18 protein-coding genes are annotated in these 19,349 nt (G+C 66.7%); 12 read left to right on the top strand and 6 right to left on the bottom strand.

Translation table 11 applies throughout. The features are described 5' to 3' along the window. Window positions 1-447 precede the first annotated feature (447 nt). From ACTX90_RS07945 to ACTX90_RS07990, 10 genes are all read left to right on the top strand, one after another. Window positions 448-2,529 carry a hypothetical protein gene (locus tag ACTX90_RS07945; RefSeq protein ID WP_443443792.1) on the top strand — a complete coding sequence of 694 codons (2,082 nt, stop codon included), beginning with the start codon at window positions 448-450 and terminating at the stop codon, window positions 2,527-2,529. A gap of 437 nt (window positions 2,530-2,966) precedes the next feature. Continuing rightward, on the top strand, window positions 2,967-3,668 hold the full coding sequence (gene lepB / locus ACTX90_RS07950) for a signal peptidase I (RefSeq protein WP_053798017.1): 702 nt from the start codon (window positions 2,967-2,969) through the stop codon (window positions 3,666-3,668). A 1-nt stretch (window position 3,669) separates the two neighbouring features. Beyond that, window positions 3,670-4,413, top strand: coding sequence for a ribonuclease HII (rnhB, locus tag ACTX90_RS07955; protein ID WP_113607993.1), 744 nt, complete (start codon window positions 3,670-3,672; stop codon window positions 4,411-4,413). Further along, window positions 4,413-4,733 carry a DUF2469 domain-containing protein gene (locus ACTX90_RS07960; RefSeq protein ID WP_047118974.1) on the top strand — a complete coding sequence of 107 codons (321 nt, stop codon included), beginning with the start codon at window positions 4,413-4,415 and terminating at the stop codon, window positions 4,731-4,733. The genes rnhB and ACTX90_RS07960 overlap by 1 nt, the downstream gene beginning before the upstream one ends. Window positions 4,734-4,829: 96 nt before the next feature. Further along, window positions 4,830-5,195 (top strand): YraN family protein, encoded by a 366-nt coding sequence (locus ACTX90_RS07965; RefSeq protein ID WP_113607992.1) that lies wholly within the window; start codon window positions 4,830-4,832, stop codon window positions 5,193-5,195. Further along, window positions 5,192-6,733, top strand: a complete 1,542-nt coding sequence (locus ACTX90_RS07970; RefSeq protein ID WP_443443795.1) for a YifB family Mg chelatase-like AAA ATPase — start codon at window positions 5,192-5,194, stop codon at window positions 6,731-6,733. Before ACTX90_RS07965 ends, ACTX90_RS07970 begins: the two co-directional genes overlap by 4 nt. 37 nt (window positions 6,734-6,770) lie before the next feature. Beyond that, window positions 6,771-8,027, top strand: coding sequence for a DNA-processing protein DprA (gene dprA, locus ACTX90_RS07975; protein ID WP_443443796.1), 1,257 nt, complete (start codon window positions 6,771-6,773; stop codon window positions 8,025-8,027). A gap of 31 nt (window positions 8,028-8,058) precedes the next feature. After that, entirely contained in the window at window positions 8,059-9,051 is a 993-nt protein-coding gene (locus ACTX90_RS07980; protein ID WP_047118977.1) for a tyrosine recombinase XerC, read from the top strand. Between the two features lie 141 nt (window positions 9,052-9,192). Then, window positions 9,193-9,696 (top strand): DUF3145 domain-containing protein, encoded by a 504-nt coding sequence (locus ACTX90_RS07985; protein WP_047118978.1) that lies wholly within the window; start codon window positions 9,193-9,195, stop codon window positions 9,694-9,696. Between the two features lie 415 nt (window positions 9,697-10,111). After that, window positions 10,112-10,351: a VOC family protein gene (locus ACTX90_RS07990; protein ID WP_342352859.1), complete on the top strand. Its 240-nt coding sequence runs from the start codon at window positions 10,112-10,114 to the stop codon at window positions 10,349-10,351. 14 nt (window positions 10,352-10,365) lie between these two features. Here the strand turns inward: ACTX90_RS07990 and ACTX90_RS07995 are convergent, their stop codons facing one another. The 6 genes from ACTX90_RS07995 to aceE all read right to left on the bottom strand — a co-directional run bounded on the left by ACTX90_RS07995 (window position 10,366) and on the right by aceE (window position 18,154). Next, window positions 10,366-10,941, bottom strand: a complete 576-nt coding sequence (locus ACTX90_RS07995; RefSeq protein ID WP_047118980.1) for a dihydrofolate reductase family protein — start codon at window positions 10,939-10,941, stop codon at window positions 10,366-10,368. Window positions 10,942-11,092: 151 nt separating this feature from the next. Then, the gene (gene fabF, locus ACTX90_RS08000) at window positions 11,093-12,340 is read right to left on the bottom strand and encodes a beta-ketoacyl-ACP synthase II (RefSeq protein ID WP_047118981.1); all 1,248 of its coding nucleotides are present in this window, start codon (window positions 12,338-12,340) and stop codon (window positions 11,093-11,095) included. A 129-nt stretch (window positions 12,341-12,469) separates the two neighbouring features. Further along, window positions 12,470-12,715: an acyl carrier protein gene (locus ACTX90_RS08005; RefSeq protein WP_047118982.1), complete on the bottom strand. Its 246-nt coding sequence runs from the start codon at window positions 12,713-12,715 to the stop codon at window positions 12,470-12,472. Between the two features lie 218 nt (window positions 12,716-12,933). Further along, window positions 12,934-13,857: an ACP S-malonyltransferase gene (locus ACTX90_RS08010; RefSeq protein WP_047118983.1), complete on the bottom strand. Its 924-nt coding sequence runs from the start codon at window positions 13,855-13,857 to the stop codon at window positions 12,934-12,936. Between the two features lie 165 nt (window positions 13,858-14,022). Beyond that, complete coding sequence (locus ACTX90_RS08015) at window positions 14,023-15,231, bottom strand: PucR family transcriptional regulator (RefSeq protein ID WP_113607974.1); 1,209 nt, start codon at window positions 15,229-15,231, stop codon at window positions 14,023-14,025. Between the two features lie 133 nt (window positions 15,232-15,364). Then, window positions 15,365-18,154: a pyruvate dehydrogenase (acetyl-transferring), homodimeric type gene (gene aceE, locus ACTX90_RS08020; protein ID WP_443443797.1), complete on the bottom strand. Its 2,790-nt coding sequence runs from the start codon at window positions 18,152-18,154 to the stop codon at window positions 15,365-15,367. 319 nt (window positions 18,155-18,473) lie between these two features. On the opposite strand from aceE, the gene ACTX90_RS08025 reads away from it, so the two are divergent. Then, the gene (locus ACTX90_RS08025) at window positions 18,474-18,890 is read left to right on the top strand and encodes a DUF3052 domain-containing protein (RefSeq protein ID WP_231735959.1); all 417 of its coding nucleotides are present in this window, start codon (window positions 18,474-18,476) and stop codon (window positions 18,888-18,890) included. Next, window positions 18,891-19,340: a redoxin domain-containing protein gene (locus ACTX90_RS08030; protein WP_053798012.1), complete on the top strand. Its 450-nt coding sequence runs from the start codon at window positions 18,891-18,893 to the stop codon at window positions 19,338-19,340. The last annotated feature ends 9 nt before the right edge of the window (window positions 19,341-19,349 follow it).

A 19,349-nucleotide genomic window follows, 5' to 3' on the forward strand; every position in this document is an offset into this window, starting at 1 on the left:
GCAACCTACGCAGGGTGTAGGCACCGCCTGAAGTGTGACACTGGTCAATCTCTGCTTATCATGCCCCAGAAAGTCCTTCTGACCTGATGCGGTTTGTCGTCTCCTGTGTGCGTCACTAGGAAATTCCTGCTTGGGCATGCCATGTACAGGACGCCATGTCCGTTAACTTACCGCATTGGATTATTCGCCGTTGATGTGGGATGAATAATAGCCAAGAGTCGCCCGTAATCCACCATCGGATACCAGGGCTGATTGAATTTCGTCCTAAAAATATATTCGGACTGAGAATGTTGCGACTGAGGATTTATATTTTCGTTTGATCTGCCATTTGAAACGTTTGATTGAATCCGGATAAAGTTTCGTTTCGGCAATGAATCTGACTCTTGCCATGTGCGCAATGCTCGAGACGCGCAGGAACTCGCATCTTAATCTCCGGGAGCAGAATCAATGCCAAAACTGAATAGTAGAACCGGGCAACGGCGACTTGCTGCTGCAGCGGCCACCGCTTTAGTCGTGGGCGGAAGCTTCCTGCCTGCCGGTGCGGCGCAGGAAGTTTCCGAAGAGATGCCCGACGCGCCAAGCTCTCCGGCAACTGGGCTTCCCGGCTCTTCCGCTCCCGTATCCGTCCAGACCACCCCGGTCAGCGCCCCGGCCGGGGGCCTGGACGATGCCGAGGGGCTGCGCAAGGCGGTCGAACGAGACCTGGGTCAGACGGTCGATGAATTCAACGAGGAAGCCAAGGCGTCACAGAACGCCGCCCGGATTCGCGAGGAACCCGCTTCCGACGGCATCATGGCTTCGGCCAGCGTCGAGAACGGCAAGGCCGCAATCACGGTTGCCGAAGAAGATGAAGCCGAGGACAAAGCAAACGTCGAGGCCAGCGCAGCGGAACCTGCGGCAATCATCACCGACCTCGGGCCGGTCAACGACGTGCAAGAGGTCTACGAAGAAGTCCTGGACGCCGTCAAGCCCTCCGAGCTCTCGCGGCTCACCGCCATCATGGAAACCTCGGACGGGCTGCAGATCCTGGCATCGGGTTCGAATGCCCAACCGGTCGAAACCAGTCCCACCCCTCGGTCGGCGTCCGTCGAGCCGTCGTTGACCCTGGAACAGTTCGTCGAACTGGCACCGGGCGTCGAGCTGGTGGAAGGATCGGGCCCGGCCCGGAGCTCAGCCGACGAAAACCTGCTCGGGGGCATGGCCTATTCGGTCGTCAATTTTTCATCGCAGGTACCTGATTTCCAGTTCTGCTCGACCGGATTCAATGCCTGGTCGCCCACCGGTGAGGACGCCGTCCTCACCGCAGGCCACTGTTCCTTTGACGGCCATGGCACCATTCTGGGCCTCATGGAGCAGACCGCACCCAACGAAATGGGCCCGGCCGGCGCACCCCTCGGTAACTTCGGATTCAGCCAGTTCGGAGGGATGGGCAACTCCGGCATCCCACAGTCAGCGCTTGACGGCCTGGACGAGGAGGAACAGGACAAGGTCCTGGATGGCGTCGAGCCAGGCACCGACATCGCTGTCGTCGACGAAATCAACCCGGCACTGAAACTTCCCGCCGCCGTGACGAACTGGACTGTCCATGGCCCGCACGCCGATTCGGTCGAACTGACCGGCGTCTCCCGAGCCGTTCTTGGCGACTCGGCCTGCTCCAGCGGCCGGACCAGCGGCTGGAACTGCTCGATCATCGTTGGCGTGGGCGTGTTCTTCGTGACCGGCTACAGCAACGACCAGCGTCCGGTCTGGGGCTATGCCATGGAGAACCCCGGCCAGCAGGTGGTGGACGAGGGCGACTCCGGCGGGCCGATGCTGGTCGGCGCGAGAGCCGTGGGCATCACCTCGGCCTACAGCGAGGGCCCGGACGGAATTGGGAAAACCGACGACGACTTGGCGTTCTACACTTCGCTGGCCGATGTCATGGCCGAGGGCTACATCGAGGGCTACCAGGTCAAGTTCCGCGTGAACGCGCCGGAAGTCACCTCCGTGGCCAATGGCGGCGAGGTGGTGGCCGGCAAAATGCTCGCCGGTACCGTTGCCGAAGCTTCCGAGGGGACCGTCGTCGGGGTCGGCGTGGGTTCGGAAGCCGTCCAGACGGTCGAGGTGTCCGCCTCAGGTGACTTCTCCTTCCCGGCCCCGGACAGGGAAGGCCCCTTCGAGTTCACCCTCAAGGCGGTCAACGGCTTCAACTCCTCCGAGCAAGTCGAAGCAGCTGCCATCGTGGTGCTTCCCGAGCCGACATTGGCACCGTCTCCCACCGAGGAGCCGAGCCAAGGGCCGAGCCAGTCGGCGACCCAGGACGTGGAACCGACCCGGGAGCCGACCCCGAGCGACAGCGCGACGGCTTCGGTGGACGAATTCGAAACACCCGGCTCTCCGCAACCCACCGAGCCGACCCGGGCCCCTTCGGCCGAGGCTGAGCTGGCCGATACCGGGTTCCGCGGCGTTTGGCTGGTCCTGGCCAGCGGCGTGCTGGCGGTCCTGGGGGCTGCGCTGCTGCTGCGCCGCAGATCCCGACGTCACGGTTAGGGGAGCATGTTCCCCCAGTGGCCGCCTCTCGGACACCCTGGCAATGCCCCGCAAGCGCTGAAGACGGCGGGGCATCGCCATGTGGCATACATGTGCCTACGAGGTGGCTCTGCGGAACGGCCGGGAGCCTCGGGTGCACCTCCCGCGGCACGCCGACGGTTCCGCCGGTAGACGGGGATTAGACATGGGAAGCACACATACGGCACGGCGGCTGCAGGTGCGGCTGGCCGCCACGGCCGCCGTCGTCGCACTGGCCCCGGCCACCGTCGGCACCCCGTCCGGCTAGCGCCGCCTGCCGGAGTTCGCGCCCGGTGGCCGCGGCCGGAGCGGCAATTATCTGGGCAATTCGTGCGTGCAGCGTGCCACGTGGCGCCGCCGCGCGGCTGCGTACGTAAGATGGAGGGTATTGACCACCAGCGAAAGGGACGCACCCAGCCGTGAGCGCCGAATCAGCCGAAAGTCCGCAGCAGGGCGGACCGCTCTACAAACTCTGGCGCTTCATCCGGGAGATCGTGATCATCGTCGCGATCGCCCTGGTGCTGTCCTTCGTCATCAAGACCTTCTTCTTCCGCGCCTACTACATCCCGTCGGGCTCCATGGAGAACACCTTGCAGATCAACGACCGGATCTTCGCGAACCTCATGGTCCCGGGCCCATTCGAGCTGGAGCGCGGGGACGTGGTGGTCTTCCGCGACGACCTTGACTGGCTGCCGCCGCTTGAAGCCCAGCCCACCGCGGTGGAATCGGCGCTGTCCTTCGTCGGCATCCTGCCCGCGGCCGGCGAGCAGTACCTGGTCAAGCGCATCATCGGCACCGCGGGGGACACCGTGGAGTGCTGCACCGTCGACGGCAGGCTGAGCATCAACGGCACCCCGATCGACGAACCCTACATCTACCCCGGGAACACCCCCAGCGACATGGCCTTCAAGGTCACCGTGCCGGAGGGCAAGCTCTGGGTGATGGGCGACCACCGCGCCGAGAGCGCCGACTCCCGCTTCCACCCGGATGTCCAGGGCGGGTTCGTGGACGTCGACTCGGTGCAGGGCAAGGCCTCGGTCATCTCCTGGCCGCTGTCGCGCTGGGGCACCATCGACTCCCACGAGGAAGTCTTCGCCGCCGTCCCGACCCCGGGGAACTAGCATGCCCGCCACCGCGTCCAGAACTTCCAAGTCCTCCAAGGCCACCACGCTGGAGCACGAGCGCGCCCTGGCCGCCGCCCACGGCGTGCGCTTCATCGGCGCGGCCGACGAGGTGGGCCGCGGCGCCCTGGCCGGACCGATCAGCGTGGGCGTCACCGTGATCGACATCCAGGCCGTGACCGAATTCCCGCAGCTGCGCGACTCCAAGCTGCTCACCGCCGCCAAGCGCGAGGAACTGGTTCAGCCGGTGCGCGCGTGGGCGGCCGGCTACGGCGTGGGGCATGCCTCGGCCGCGGAGATCGATCAGCTCGGGGTCACCGGGGCGCTGCGCCTGGCCGGCACCCGCGCGGTGGCCGCCTGCGCGGTGGCCCCCGAGGCGGTGCTGCTGGACGGCAGCTACGACTGGCTGAGCGCCCCCGAGCAGGATCTCTTCGACCTGCTGGCCGCGGACCGCGAACCGGTGGGCCTGCACGTACCGGTGCGCACCATCGTCAAGGGGGACATGACCTGCCAGGCGATCGCCGGCGCGTCGATCCTGGCCAAGGTGGAGCGCGACGGGATCATGGCGCAGCTGGCGTCGGCGCACCCCGCGTTCGGCTGGGAGGTCAACAAGGGCTACGCCACCGCCGCGCACCGCGAGGCGATCGTCGCCCTGGGCCCCTGCGACTACCACCGCAAGAGCTGGAACTTGACTTCCGGCACGGGCAAGGACGAAGGTAAACCCACAGGATTGAAGGCAAAGTGATGGCTGGCGACGAACTGGAAAACTACGAGTCCGACATGGAGCTGCAGCTGTACCGCGAGTACAAGACCGTGGTCGGGCTGTTCAACTACGTGGTGGAAACCGAACGCCGCTTCTACCTGGCCAACCAGGTTGACGTGAAGACGCTGTCAAACGCCGGCGAAGTCTACTTCGAGCTCACGCTGACCGACGCCTGGGTCTGGGACATCTACCGCCAGGGCCGCTTCGTGAAGGCAGTGAAGGTGCTCACCTTCAAGGACGTCAACGTCGAGGAGCTGAACCGCGACGAGTTGCAGATCCCCAAGGAGGGGCTGGAGAGCTAACCGCGTTCTCCACAATCCGCGCCCCGCCGCACCGGCCCCGCCCCGCAGCCCCTGAGACTGGTCTGAACACGCACAGACCGATTCAAGGAGGCGGCGATGACCACTCAGCAGCAGGAACTCGGAGCCCGGGGCGAGCAGGCGGCCGCCGAGCACCTCGAAGCCGGCGGCTACCGGATCCTGGACCGCAACTGGCGATGCCGCAGCGGCGAGCTTGACCTGGTGGTCCGCGACCCGGCCGGCGCCCTGGCCGCGGTGGAGGTCAAGACCCGCTCCTCCCAGGGGTTCGGCACCGCGTTCGACGCGGTGAATCCCGCGAAGTTCGCCCGGCTGCACCGGCTGCTGATCGCCTGGTGCAAGGCCCACAGCGCCTACTGCCCGCAGCTGCGGGTGGACGTCGTCGAGGTCTATCCAGCACCCGGCGGCTCCTTGGCCTGCCGGCACCTGCCGGACGTGCGCTCATGAGCACCGCCCGCACCCACGCGATCGCCTTCCAGGGCGTGCAGGCGGCGCTAATCGAGGTGGAGGCCGACTTGGGCAACGGCATCCCCGGCTTCGTGATCCTCGGCCTGCCCGACGCGTCGCTGAACGAGGCGCGCGAGCGGATCAAGGCCGCCGCGCGCAACACCGGCATCCCGATCGCCAACCGCAAGCTCACCGTCAACCTCTCGCCGGCCACGCTGCCCAAATTCGGCTCCGGCTTCGACCTGGCCATCCTGGTCTCCGCGCTGTCCGCGGACCGGCAGATCTCCCCGCCTCCGAACACCGTCTACCTGGCTGAGCTGGGGCTGGACGGCATGCTGCGTCCGGTGCCCGGGGTGCTTCCCGCCGCCCAGCTTGCCGTGGCACTTCGCCTGCCGAACCTGGTGGTCGCCCGCGGCAACGAGGCCGAGGCCCGGCTGGTGCCCGGAGCCCGCGTATTCGCCGCCGACCACCTGGGCCAGGTCCTCATCCACTGCGGGGCCGACGCAGCGGGGCTGAGCATCAACCTGCGCCATGCAGCCGGGGCCCGGCAGCCTGACGCGCCCGCACCCCCGGAGCCCACCGACCTGTCGCTGGTCAACGGGCAGGGGGAGGCGCGCCTGGCCTTGGAGCTCGCCGCGGCCGGCGGGCACCACCTGATCATGGTCGGGCCGGCCGGCGCGGGCAAGACCCTGCTGGCCAGCGCCCTACCCGGAATCCTGCCGCCGCTGGATGACCTGCAGGCGCTGGAAGCCACCGCGGTGCACTCGATCACCCACGGCTCCGAATCTCCCATCGCCGCGCTGCGCCGCACCCCGGCATTCATCGCCCCGCACCACACCGCCTCGCTCACCGCACTGATCGGCGGCGGCACCCGGCGCATGGTGCCCGGCGCGATCACCCGGGCGCACCACGGGGTGCTGTTCCTGGACGAGGTGGCGCATTTCAACACCGGCGTGCTCGACGCGCTGCGCCAGCCCATCGAGGAGGGCTGCATCACCCTGGACCGCACACGCGGCCACGCCCGGCTGCCGGCCCGCTTCCAACTGGTCATGGCTTCAAATCCCTGCCCCTGCGGGAGGAACTACGCCGCGGGCACCGGCTGCACCTGCACACCGATGGCCCGCCGCCGCTACTTCGCCAGGCTCTCGGGACCGATCCTGGACCGCACCGACCTGCAGGTGCGGCTGAACCCGGTGCCCGGCGGACAGCTGGTCGGGCAGCAGGCCAACGAGTCCAGCGCCGTGGTGCGCGACCGGGTGCTGGAGGCCCGCGCCCGAGCCGCCGCCCGCTTGCAGGGCTACGGCGTCGGCTGCAATGCGCAGATCCCCACCCGGATCCTGCGCCATGAGCTGGACTACCCGATGGCCACGCGCCGCGCCGTGGAAGCCGCCGCCGAACGCGGCGGCCTCTCGGCCCGCGCCACCGACCGCCTGCTGCGTCTGGCCTGGACCGTCGCCGACACCCAGGGCCACCAGCGCCCGGCGCCGGACGACGTCCAGATCGCCGCCCACCTGCGCCAGAACCTGCACACCGCCTAGCTGTATTGCACCTAGCCCCGGGACAAGGAGCACCATCATGAGCACCGCACCGCAGACCCCCGCCCGGCGGCAGGACGCCGTCGGCCACCTTCCGCACACACTGTGCCTGGCCGCGCTGAACCAGCTGGTCGAGCCGAACGACGTCACCGCCGCGGCCCTGCTGGAGCTGATGACCCCGGCAGAGCTGCTGGCCCTGATCCGCCGCGAGGACCATGTGCCGCTGGACCTGGGGCTGAAGCTGGCCGAGGCCACCGGCCGGCAGCCGGCCCCGAATTCCGCCCAGGACCTGCGCGTCGCGCTCACCCGCTGGCGCAAGCGGCTGCCCTACGCCAACGAGCATGCCGCCCTGCAGGCCATGCAGCGCCTCGGCGGGGGACTGCTCACCAGCCAGGACCCCGGCTGGCCAGCCCAGCTGGACGACCTGGGCCTGAGCCGGCCGCTGTGCCTGTGGTGGCGGGCGGCCGACCCGGGGAACCTCGGCGGGGACCGCGAGCGCACGGTGTCCATCGTCGGCTCGCGCGACGCCAGCGACTACGGCAACCAGGTCACCTTCGAGCTGGCCCGGGCGCTGGGGCTGCAGGGCTTCACGATCGTTTCCGGCGGCGCCTACGGGATCGACGCGTCCGCCCACCGCGCCGCGCTGTCCCACGACGGCTGGGAGTTCCCGAACCCGCCGACCGCCACGTTCCTCGCTGGCGGAGCAGACCGGCTCTACCCGGCCGGAAACCACAACCTGCTCGAGCAGGTCATCACCCGCGGCGCGCTGTACTCAGAGGTGCCGCCGGGCACCACACCGACGCGTTTCAGGTTCCTGAACCGCAACCGGTTGATTGCCGCCTTCAGCCGGCTGACCATCATCACCGAGGCGCGGCACCGCTCCGGGGCGCTGAACACGGCAAGCCATGCCGTGGAGCTGGGCAGGGATGTCGCGGCGGTGCCCGGCAGCGTGTTCTCGCCGAACTCGGCGGGCACCCACCGGCTGATCCGCTCCGGAGCCGCCGAACTGATCTCCAGCCCCGCCGAGGCGGCCGAGCTGCTGGGCCTCGGGCCAGACGCACCCGCCGGCGTTGCCGCCAGTGAACCGGACGACCCGCGTCAGCGTCCGGTGGACGGGCTGCCCGCGGAGGTCGGCATGCTCTACGACGTCTTGTCCTTCACCAGGCCGATGAGCCCGGATGAGATCTCAGCGCGCAGCGGCGTCACGATCCTGCAGACGCTGCGCGGGCTGTCCACCTTGCAGGGCCGCGGCTTGGCGGTTCGCAACGACGCGGGGTGGAAGCTGGCGCGCACCTAACCCGCAGGTGCGTCGCGGTATCCTCGAAGGGATGAAGCAGGACACCAACGCCACCAAGACCCCGCAGCTGCCGGCCTCGTTCGCCGAACCGGTCGCCGACTATCTGGATTACCTGCGCTTGCAGCGCGGGCGCAGCGAGAACACGCTGCGCGCCTACGAGGTCGACCTGCGCACCATGGGCACGTTCCTGTACTCCACCCGGCAGGTCAGCGCACCGCACCATGTCGACGTGGAGATGCTGCGCGAGTGGCTGGCCAGCATGCACGAAGCGCAGATCTCGCGCACCACTATCGCGCGGCGCATCTCCTCGGTGAAGAACTTCTTCGCCTGGGCGCTGAAGCACCAGCTGGTGGCCGAGGATCCGGCCCTGCGCCTGGCCGCGCCGAAGAAGGAGCGCCGCCTGCCGCATGTGCTGCAACCCGGGCAGATCGACCGGCTGCTCGCGGATACCGGCGAGCACACCGGACAGGACGGCGCGGCGGACGATGAGGCGCCGCAGAGCCCGCAGCAGCTGGCGGTCCACGCCCGCGACCGCGTGATCGCCGAGCTGCTCTACGCCTCGGGGCTGCGCATCAGCGAACTGGTCTCCTTGGACGTGAAGGATCTGGATTTCAGCCGCCGCACGCTGAAGGTTGTCGGCAAGGGCAACAAGGAACGGATGGTGCCGTTCGGCAATCCCGCCCAGCGGGTGCTGACCTCCTGGCTGCTGACCCATCGGGCCGTTCTGGTCGACGAGGAAAAGGCCCAGGGCGCCCTGCTGGTCGGCGTGCGCGGCGGCAGGTTGAATGTGCGCCAGGCCCGCGACGTGATTTCGCAGGCGCTGAAATCGCTGGGGGATACCGCCGCCAGCGGGCCGCATGCCCTGCGCCATACGGTGGCCACCCATTTGCTCGATGGTGGAGCGGATCTGCGCGCAGTCCAGGAGTTCCTCGGCCACGCGTCGCTGGCCACGACCCAGCTCTACACCCATGTTTCGGTGGACCGGCTGCGCCAAAGCTACCGGCAGGCGCACCCGCGCGCCTGAGGGAATCTACCAATTCCCTCCTAATTACCCTCCCGAGTAGCGAAAAGTGCTGTTCATCGGGCAAAATGGAACTATCGGCGGTAGCTGCACCACCACGATGTTGACGTAGGGGAAGACGATCAACACCGTACGGAGGATGGCATGTCTGCACCGATGACCAGGGGCGTAATTTATATTCATTCCGCCACTGCTGCGCTATGCCCACATCTGGAATGGGCAATCGGGTCCGTGCTCGGAAAACCGGTCAAGATGGAATGGACCGAACAGCACGCTGCACCCGGCTTTCGTCGTGCCGAAATTGAGTGGGTAGGACCCCAAGGCACTGGCGCGTTGCTGACCAGCGCAATCCACGGGTGGCAGCATCTGCGATTCGAAATCACCGAGGACCCGAGCCCGGGCGTCGACGGCAGCCGCTGGTCGGTGACCCCGGATCTGGGGATCTTCCACGCCACCATCGACACGGCCGGCAACGTCATGATCAGCGAAGAGCGCATCCGCTGGGCCTATGAAAAGGGCGACGGCAATCCCTCGATCTTCTACCAGGAAATGTCCATTGCCCTGGGCGAGGCTTGGGATGAGGAGCTCGAACCCTTCCGACATGCAGGGGAGAACTCCTCTGTTCGATGGCTCAACCAGGTGGTTTAGCCACTGGTTAACTAGTCTCCGAGTCTGCGCGAGCCGGCCCGGATCCAGCCCCGGTGGTGCGGGGTTGTTACCTAAAACAAAATGCGATCCCCCTGCGGGGGATCGCATTTTGTGCATCTGCCTTCTGACGACCCTCTGGTGCTAGGATCGATCGTGATGAAGACCAGTCAGGCCACCACAGGCCGCTCCCGGAACGGCCATCTGGTCGTTCCCTGATCCGCGCTCCTCCCTGCGTATGCACCTTCCAAGCACACCGGAAACCGTACAACGAGAGGGAAACATGACCGCGCACTTCAACCACACCATCATCGCCTCGACCGACGCGGCCCAGATGGCCGAGTTCTACATCGAGCTGCTGGAGGCCGAGCGGTAGCCCTCTTGGGGGCCGTTCCAAAACATCGGCATCGGCGGCGGCGTGCTGCTGCAATTCGCCACGCCGCCAATGCAGTTCCCGCCGCAGCACTACGCATATCTGCTCGATGATGCGCACTTCGATCGGGCCTGCGCGCTGATCGGCGCGCGCGGGATCGAGCACTGGGCCGATCCGCAGCGCCAGCTGGCCGGGCAGATCAACCGCGAGCACGGCGGCCGGGGCGTCTACCTGCTGGACCCGTCGGGCCACTACCTCGAGCTGATCACCCGGCCCTATCTGTAGCGCAGGAGCGCAGATCAGCGCAGCACGTCGAACACGTTCTTCTGGATGCCGTTGGAATAGACGGCGGAGTCGACGAGCTTGAGCTTCTGCGCGTCCAGGTCGGCGCCGCTGAACAGGCGCTTGCCGGCGCCGAGCAGCACCGGGAAAACCAGCAGGTGGTAGCGGTCGATCAGGTGGTGCTCCTGCAGCGAGTGGACCAGCGTCGCGGAGCCGTGGATGCTGATCGGTCCGCCGTCGCTGGCGCGCAGCCGGGCCACGTCGGAGGCCGAACGCAGGATCGTGGTTTCGCCCCAGTTGTCCACCAGGTCCTTGTCCTTGAGCGTCGTGGAGACCACGTACTTGGGCATCGCGTTGTAGCCGGGGAATTCCTCGGTCATCGCCGGCCAGACGGGGGAGAAGGCCTGGTAGCTGCGGCGCCCCAGCAGCAGAGCCGTGGCCTCGCCCTGTTCGGTGCCCTTCATCTCGTAGGCGGCCGGGTCGAAGTCCACCGAGCTCATGGTCCAGCCGGAGTTGCGGTAGCCGGGTTCGCCGCCGGGCGCCTCCATGACCCCGTCCAGCGAGATGAATGCGGTGGCGATCAAGGTGCGCATGATGCGGCTCCTAAAAGGTGGAAAATGATCGGTGGCCTGTCGAGATCGAGCGTAGCAACGCCCGGCGCCCGGCGACAATAGGGACGTGCAGTTAACGCGCCGCGGGCCGGAACCGAATGCTCGGTTCCGGCCCGCGGGGGCACAGCTGCTGCTAGATGCTGCGGATCGCGACGACGGCGTTGTGGCCGCCGAAGCCGAAGGAGTTGTTCAGCGCGACGATCGAGCCCTCGGCCGGCAGGTCGGCCGGAGCGCCGGTGACGACGTTCAGCGGGATCTCCGGATCCTGGTTGTCCAGGTTGATGGTGACCGGGGCCTTGCGGTGGTAGATCGCCAGGGTGGTCAGCACGGACTCCACGGCGCCGGATGCGCCAAGCAGGTGGCCCATCTGCGACTTGGTGGCGGAGACCAGGACATTGTCCAGCTGGTCGCCCAGGGCGGCCTTCAGCGCGGTGTACTCGGGCTTGTCGCCTACCGGGGTGGAGGTGGCGTGCGCGTTCACGTGCACCACGTCCTCCGGCTGGATGCGGCCGTCGTACATGGCGGCCTTCAGCGCGCGGGTGGCGCCCAGGCCCTCCGGGTCCGGCGCGGTGATGTGGTAGGCATCGGCGGTGACCGACGAGCCTGCCAGCTCGGCGTAGATGCGGGCGCCGCGGGCCAGCGCGTGCTCCTCGGACTCCAGCACCAGTGCGCCGGCGCCTTCGCCCATCACGAAGCCGTCGCGGTCCACGTCGTACGGGCGCGAAGCCTTGGCCGGATCGTCGTTGCGGCGCGAGAGGGCGTGCATGGAGGAGAACGCTGCAATCGGCATCGGGTGGATGGCGGCTTCCGCGCCGCCGACCATGACCACGTCGGCCTTGCCGGCGCGGATCAGCTCCATGCCCACGTGCATGGCCTCGGTGCCCGATGCGCAGGCGGAGACGGGGGTGTGGGCGCCGCCGGCGGCTCCCAGGTCCAGCGACACCGCGGCTGCCGGGCCGTTGGGCATCAGCATCGGCACGGTCATCGGCAGCACGCGGCGCGGGCCCTTTTCCTTCAGGGTGTCCCAGGCGTTCAGCAGCGTCCAGACGCCGCCGATGCCGGTGGCGAAGGCCACGGCAAGCTTGTTGCGGTCGACGTCGTCCTTGGACAGGCCCGAGTCGGCCCAGGCCTCGCGGGCCGCCACGACGGCGAACTGCGTGGACGGGTCCATGCGCTTGGTCTCCGGGCGGGTCAGCACCTCGGAAGGCTGCACGGAGGCGCGGGCGGCGAAGGTCACCGGCAGGTCGTATTCCTCGACCCAGCTGTCTTCCATGGTTGCGGCGCCGGAAACACCCTTCAGGGCGTTCTCCCACAGGGTAGGGACGTCCCCACCGATGGGGGTGGTGGCTCCGAGACCGGTGATCACTACTTTGCGCGCCATCATCAAACTCTCTACTGGGGTACAACTTTGCTGTTTAAAATTTGTGGGGGCCGGCTTGACGTACCGGCCGGTGTGCACGGCTTGCCCGCACAACGGTGTGCCAGCGAAAAGTTCGCTGGCGGAATGCTGCTAGGCCTGGGCGCCGGCGATGAAGTTCACGGCGTCGCCCACGGTCTTCAGGTTCTTGACTTCCTCGTCCGGAATCTTGACCTCGAACTTTTCCTCGGCCTCAACGACGATGGTCATCATCGAGATCGAGTCGATGTCCAGGTCCTCGGTGAAGGACTTGTCCAGCTGCACGTCTGCTTCGTCCAGGCCGGTCTCCGAGTTAACGATTTCGGCGAGGCCTGCCAGGATTTCTTCGTTGCTAGCCATGGATGGCTCCTTTTCTCATGATGCCGGAGGGATCCGGTCGTTGCTCTGGATTCATGCCCGCGGTAACGGGCCGTGATCCGACTGTTCGAAACCCTCTCCGCGTCCCGTGCGGGGCACGGACAGGGTTTCACCGCTTAAAGCTTAGGCCAGATGGCCCTCGCCGGTTGGGCGATGACGCGTCAAGCGGGCGAAAAATTTCAGCTGGCGCGGTGCGGCGCCTAGTTGGCGGTGTGCTCGGCGATGAACTCGCGGGCGGCGTCCAGGTCCGCGGGGGACTTCAGGGCCATGCCCTTCACGCCCTTCAGTCCGCGGCGGGCCAGGCCTACCAGGGTGCCGGCCGGAGCCAGCTCCAGGATGCCGGTGACGCCCTGGGCTGCGAGGGTCTGCATGCACAGGTCCCAGCGGACTGGGCGGGATACCTGGGCCACCAGGGATTCGAGGTTGGCCGCACCCGAGGCGACAGCCTGGCCGTCGTAGTTGGACAGTAGGGTGGTGGCCGGCTCGGCGGGGGCCAGGGTGTCTGCCAGTTCCTGCAGCACGCCGACGGCCGGGGCCATGTGCGCGGTGTGGAATGCGCCGGCGACCTTGAGTGGGATCACGCGGGCCTTGGCCGGAGGGTTCTCGCCCAGCGCCGCCAGCTGCTCCATGGTGCCTGCGGCGACGGTCTGCCCGCCGCCGTTGGCGTTGGCCGGGGTCAAATCCAGTTCGGCCAGGCGGTCAAGGACCTCCTGCGGGTCGCCTCCGAGCACTGCGGCCATGCCGGTCGGGGTTGCCGCGGCGGCTTCGGCCATGGCGTTGGCGCGCACGCGCACGAAGTTCATTGCGTCGTTCTCGCTCAGCGCGCCGGCCAGGGCTGAGGCTGTGATTTCGCCGACGGAGTGTCCGGCCAGCACGGAGTTGGCCGGAAGCTGCTCGCCGAACAGCGCGCGGGCGGTGATCAAGCCGGCGGCCACGATCAGCGGCTGCGCCACTGCGGTGTCCTTGATGGTCTCCTCGTCGGAGACGGTGCCGTGCTCGATCAGGTCGCGGCCGGTGATTTCGCTCAGCGAGGCAAGATGCTCACGCACGCCGTCGACGTCGAGCCACTCGGAAAGAAAACCTGGGGTCTGGGAGCCCTGTCCCGGGCATACGATTGCTAACACTCTTACAGCTTTCCAAAGATTGCGGCCTCGTGGCGCGTGGTCACGCACCAAGCTCGCGGTCACGGATTGTAGGTTTCCTACAAAAGCCTAGCGCATGGGGGAGGCAAAAACCCATGTAACGCCGCTGCATGACGGTCCGGCAACTGTGCGGAACCGCCAAAAGCGCTACTGGCCCGAGTCAGCCAGGCGCCCCACCACCAGCGCGCTTTGCAGCACGAAGGCGTCGCGCGGGGACAGCGGATCCCAGCCGGTCACCTCGGAGACGCGCTTGAGCCGGTAGCGCACGGTGTTGGCGTGCACGAACAGCCCGCGCGCGGTGCCTTCGAGCGAATGGCCCAGGGCCAGATAGCTGGACAGCGTTTCCAGCAACCCGTTGGAGGCCTGCTGCAGCGGCCGGTAGACGCGTTCGAGCAGCGCGGTGCGCGCCAGCTCGTCGCCGTTGAAGGCGCGTTCAGGCCACAGGTCATCGGCCCCCACCGGGTTCGGCGCCTGGGGCCAGGCGCAGGCGGCGGCGTAGCCCGCGATGGCTGCCTGCGCGGCCTGCGGCATGTCGGTGACCGTGGCGGCCAAGGGGGAGTAGACCAGCGGGCCGGGCCCGAAGAAGCGGGCCAGCCGGCCCAGGTCTGCCTCCTCGAACTTGGTGTCCGAGAGCATCAGCACCGAGCGGTCGCCCAGCACGCTGACCAGCGAGTCGCGAGCGTATCGGGTGGCCAGGCGCCGGATGGCGGAGACGAAGCTGACCGAGTTCGAGCCCGGGGTGGCGCCGACCAGGATTCGGATGTTGCTCTGCGACTTCCAGCCGATGGCGGCCAGCCGGGAGGAGAGCGAATCGTGGCCCTCGCCGTGGAGCACCGCATCCACCACGTGGGCCTCCAGCCGGGAGTCCCAGGCGCCGCGGGTTTCGGCCGCGCGGGCGTAGACGTCGGCGGCGGCGAAGGCGACCTCGCGGGAATAGCGCAGCACCGCTTCGCGCAGGGCCGCCTGTTCCTTCTCCGGGGCGATGTCCGGGACTTGGGATTCGACGACCTCCACGATGGTGCGCAGCAGGCCCAGCGCTTTCTGCAGCGAGATGGAACGGGTCAGCTCGGTCGGGGCGGCGCCGAACACGTCGGTGACCACCCAGGACGGGGTGGAGGAGGGGTCCTCGTACCAGGTGACGAAGGTGGAGATGCCCTTCTGCGCGATCAGGCCCAGGGCCGCGCGCTCGTTCGGCTCCAGCGAGCGGTACCAGGGCAGCTGCTGGTCCAGGTACTTCAGCGCGGTCGTGGACAGCACGCCGATGTGGTTCTTGAGCCGCTTGACGGTTTCGGCGCTCGGCGCAGTGCGGGCTGCCCGGGCGCGCGCGGCGGCGATCGATTCGGTTTCTGGGACCATGCCTTCAAGTTTAGCGTTGCGCCTTCGCCTCAGATCCAGCGGTGCCCGAGCCAGCGGTTAACGGCAAGCTGCCCTGCCCGAAACATGTTCGGGCAGGGCAGCTCATTCGCGTTCGAGGTGGACGATCCCGCGCTTAGGCGTCGCCGCCGGCGTTGCCGGACTTGCCGGCGTTCGGGTTGTTCAGATCGTACTTGGCGTGCGCCTTGATGGCCGAGTCGGCCGCGATCTCGCCGCGCTCAACCAGCGAGTGCAGGGTCTGCACCACCAGCGAGTGCGCGTCGATCTTGAAGAAGCGGCGCGCCGCCGAGCGGGTGTCCGAGAAGCCGAAGCCGTCGGCGCCCAGGGTGTGGTACTCGCCCGGGACGTACGGACGGATCTGCTCCGGCACCGCACGCATGTAGTCCGTGGTCGCGATGAACGGACCGGTGGCCGAGGACAGCTTCTGGGTCACGTACGGCACGCGGCGGGCCTTGGACGGATCAACCAGGACCTGCTCGTCGGCGTGCAGGCCGTCGCGGGTCAGCTCGTTCCACGAGGTCACGGACCAGACGTCTGCGGACACGCCCCATTCGTCGGCCAGGATCTTCTGGGCTTCCAGGGCCCACGGCACTGCCACGCCCGAAGCCAGCAGCTGCGCGCGCGGGCCGTCGGTGGTGGCTTCCTTGAGCAGGTAGATGCCCTTCTCGATGCCCTCGACGTCCACGTTCTCCGGCTCGGCCGGCTGATGGATCGGCTCGTTGTACACGGTCAGGTAGTACATCACGTTCGGTTCCTCGTGGGTTCCGCCGTACATGCGCTCCAGGCCGGAACGCATGATGTGGCCGATCTCGTAGCCGTAGGCCGGATCGTAGGTGATAACCGCCGGGTTGGTGCTGGTCAGCACCGGCGAGTGGCCGTCGGCGTGCTGCAGGCCCTCACCGGTCAGGGTGGTGCGGCCGGCGGTGGCGCCGATGATGAAGCCGCGGGCCATCTGGTCGCCGGCGGCCCAGAACTGGTCGCCGGTGCGCTGGAAGCCGAACATCGAGTAGAACACGTAGATCGGGATCAGCGGCTCGTTGTGGGTCGAGTAGCTGGTGCCCGCCGCGGTGAACGCGCCGACGGCGCCGGCCTCGTTGATGCCCGGGTGGATCAGCTGGCCCTGCGGGGATTCCTTGTAGGCCAGCACCAGGTCGCGGTCCACGGACAGGTAGTTCTGGCCGCCCGGGTTGTAGATCTTGGCAGTCGGGAAGAACGCGTCCATGCCGAAGGTGCGGGACTCGTCGGGCACGATCGGCACGATGCGGTGGCCGAATTCCTTGTCGCGCATGAGGTCCTTGAGCAGGCGCACGAAGGCCATGGTGGTGGCCGCCTGCTGCTTGCCCGAACCGCGCTTGGCGATGGCGTAGGCCTTCTCGCCCGGCAGGGTCAGCTTGACGTCGGATTCCTGGCGGCGCGACGGCACGGAGCCGCCGAGCTTGGCACGGTGCTCCATCATGTACTTGTACTCGGCCGAATCCTCGGACGGGCGGTAGTACGGAGGCAGGTACGGATCGGCCTCGAGCTGCTCGTCGGTGATCGGGATGCGCAGGTGGTCGCGGAAGCCCTTGAGGTCCTCGAGGGTCAGCTTCTTCATCTGGTGCGTGGCGTTGCGGGCCTCGAAGTGCGAGCCCAGGCCGTAGCCCTTGACTGTCTTGGTCAGGATCACGGTCGGCTTGCCCTTGAACTCGGTGGCTGCCTTGTAGGCCGCGTACACCTTGTGGTAGTCGTGGCCGCCGCGCTTGAGATTCCAGATCTCATCGTCGGTGTAGTCCGCGACCAGTTCCTTGGTCTCCGGGCGCTGCCCGAAGAAGTGCTCGCGCACGAACGCGCCGGACTCCGCCTTGTAGGTCTGGTAGTCGCCGTCCGGGGTCTGGTTCATGACGTCGACCAGGGCGTTGGTCTTGTCGGCTTCGAGCAGGGCATCCCACTCGCGGCCCCAGACGACCTTGATGACGTTCCAGCCGGCGCCGCGGAAGAAGGCTTCCAGTTCCTGGATGATCTTGCCGTTGCCGCGCACCGGGCCGTCAAGGCGCTGCAGATTGCAGTTCACCACGAAGGTGAGGTTGTCCAGCTTCTCGTTGGCCGCCAGCTGCAGGAAGCCGCGCGACTCCGGCTCGTCCATTTCGCCGTCGCCCAGGAAGGCCCAGACGTGCTGCTCGGAGGTGTCCTTGATGCCGCGGTTGTGCAGGTAGCGGTTCAGCTGGGCCTGGTAGATCGCGTTGGCCGGGCCGATGCCCATCGACACGGTCGGGAATTCCCAGAAGTCCGGCAGCGAACGCGGGTGCGGGTAGGAAGGAAGCGCGTGGCCTTCCTTCGACTTCTCCTGGCGGAAGCCGTTCATGTCCTCTTCGGACAGGCGGCCTTCGAGGAATGCGCGGGCATACATGCCCGGCGAGGCGTGGCCCTGGAAGAAGACCTGGTCGCCGCCGCCCGGGTGGTTCTTGCCACGGAAGAAGTGGTTGAAGCCCACTTCGTACAGGGTCGCGGCGCCTGCGTAGGTGGAGATGTGGCCGCCGACGCCGATGGAAGGCTCCTGGGCTCGGTGCACCATGATGGCAGCGTTCCAGCGCATGAACGCGCGGAAGCGGCGTTCGATCTGCTCGTCGCCGGGGAACTCGGGCTCCTGGTCGACGGGGATGGTGTTCACGTAGTCGGTGGTGGTCACCATCGGCACGCCAACGGACTTGGCGCCGGCACGCTGCAGGAGCGAGCGGATGATGAACTGGGCGCGCTCGGTGCCCTGGGTTTCGACGAGTGCGTCGAACGAGTCCAACCATTCCTGGGTTTCCTCGGGATCCCGATCGGATAGCTGGTAAGTCAAACCACTACGGATCTGGGAGATGTGTTCCTCTACAGCCACTGAAGCTCCTTGATTGAAATTGCGGCTCCGCCGCGGTGCAGACATTTTTCTGCCGTGCAGCGGGATGGGACATCGGGTGCAGTAACACTGGAGTGGTGTGTCCTGCTCGGTTCACTGCCTACTCTAATGAATCGAAAGCCGAAAAATCGACGAGATTTTTGGGCAAAATAGCATTAAATAGGCTATTTTAGGTGACTTGTGCAACAGTGTGCAGGAGTCAACGCTAGATTGACCCTGTCAAATTGGTCTGCATCACTTTCTGGCGGGCGATATTCGTTCGGCGTGTTATTGCCGTAGCGCTTGAATGGAGCGACGAAACGGTGTTTCGTTGGTAGTAACGCTTTGCACCATCAGGAGGAATGAAGTGAGCGACGCCGTATCGGCAAACCTGGAGTCCGTTAAAAAACTGGGCTTCAAGAATGAAGACCTTATCCAGGAACTGGGTTACGACGATGACGTGGACTACGATCTTCGCGACGCGATCGAGGACACTATTGGTTCAGAGCTGCTCACCGAAGAGGATCACGACGTCGTTGATGCAGTGATTTACTGGTGGCGCGATGGCGACGGAGACCTTGTCGACGCGCTGATGGACTCGCTGAGCAACCTCGGGGAGGGTGGCATCGTATGGCTGCTGACCCCGAAGCAGGGTCGCGAGGGACATGTGTCCCCATCGCTGATCCAGCAGGAAGCTCCGAGCGCCGGGCTGCACGTGACTACTACTGAGGGTGTCTCGGCCGACTGGTCGGCCATTCGTTTGGCACCGCGCAAGAAGAACTAAATGATCGAAACGGGTTCACGCCTGTTCGACTTCTCGCTGGAAAATCAGTACGGTGAAATGATCACCAGCACCGGGCTGTCCGACGGCCGGGTGCTGGTTGTCTTCTATCCGTGGGCATTTTCCCGCGTCTGCGGCTCGGAATTGGCGCAGCTCCAGGAGCATCTCGAGTACTTCGCCAACCGTTCGGTGCGGGTTGTCGCGATTTCGGTGGATCACAAGTTCGCGTTGCGAAATTATGCCGAGGCGTTGGGGATCCAGTTCGACCTGCTGGCCGATTTCTGGCCTCATGGTCGAGTGGCGCGGCTAGCCGGCGCGTTCGACGAGCGGCAGGGCGTGGCGACACGGCTGTCGATTTATCTTGAAGACGGGATAGTGCGTCGAACTTTCACCAGTGAAATGACCCAGCCGCGCAGCCTGGAGGACTATCGGAGCGCCATCGACAAAGCGTAGAAGCATTGC

This window comes from Glutamicibacter soli (assembly GCF_052322135.1).
Classification (GTDB): domain Bacteria; phylum Actinomycetota; class Actinomycetes; order Actinomycetales; family Micrococcaceae; genus Glutamicibacter; species Glutamicibacter soli.

What these genes read in the sequence shown, in the direction of transcription:
- ACTX90_RS07945 (WP_443443792.1), top strand. Translation starts at nt 448, where the DNA reads ATGCCAAAACTGAATAGTAGAACCGGGCAACGGCGACTTGCTGCTGCA.
- rnhB (WP_113607993.1), top strand. Translation starts at nt 3,670, where the DNA reads ATGCCCGCCACCGCGTCCAGAACTTCCAAGTCCTCCAAGGCCACCACG.
- ACTX90_RS07960 (WP_047118974.1), top strand. Translation starts at nt 4,413, where the DNA reads ATGGCTGGCGACGAACTGGAAAACTACGAGTCCGACATGGAGCTGCAG.
- ACTX90_RS07965 (WP_113607992.1), top strand. Translation starts at nt 4,830, where the DNA reads ATGACCACTCAGCAGCAGGAACTCGGAGCCCGGGGCGAGCAGGCGGCC.
- ACTX90_RS07970 (WP_443443795.1), top strand. Translation starts at nt 5,192, where the DNA reads ATGAGCACCGCCCGCACCCACGCGATCGCCTTCCAGGGCGTGCAGGCG.
- dprA (WP_443443796.1), top strand. Translation starts at nt 6,771, where the DNA reads ATGAGCACCGCACCGCAGACCCCCGCCCGGCGGCAGGACGCCGTCGGC.
- ACTX90_RS07980 (WP_047118977.1), top strand. Translation starts at nt 8,059, where the DNA reads ATGAAGCAGGACACCAACGCCACCAAGACCCCGCAGCTGCCGGCCTCG.
- ACTX90_RS07985 (WP_047118978.1), top strand. Translation starts at nt 9,193, where the DNA reads ATGTCTGCACCGATGACCAGGGGCGTAATTTATATTCATTCCGCCACT.
- ACTX90_RS07995 (WP_047118980.1), bottom strand. Translation starts at nt 10,941, where the DNA reads ATGCGCACCTTGATCGCCACCGCATTCATCTCGCTGGACGGGGTCATG.
- fabF (WP_047118981.1), bottom strand. Translation starts at nt 12,340, where the DNA reads ATGGCGCGCAAAGTAGTGATCACCGGTCTCGGAGCCACCACCCCCATC.
- ACTX90_RS08005 (WP_047118982.1), bottom strand. Translation starts at nt 12,715, where the DNA reads ATGGCTAGCAACGAAGAAATCCTGGCAGGCCTCGCCGAAATCGTTAAC.
- ACTX90_RS08015 (WP_113607974.1), bottom strand. Translation starts at nt 15,231, where the DNA reads ATGGTCCCAGAAACCGAATCGATCGCCGCCGCGCGCGCCCGGGCAGCC.
- aceE (WP_443443797.1), bottom strand. Translation starts at nt 18,154, where the DNA reads ATGTCTGCACCGCGGCGGAGCCGCAATTTCAATCAAGGAGCTTCAGTG.
- ACTX90_RS08030 (WP_053798012.1), top strand. Translation starts at nt 18,891, where the DNA reads ATGATCGAAACGGGTTCACGCCTGTTCGACTTCTCGCTGGAAAATCAG.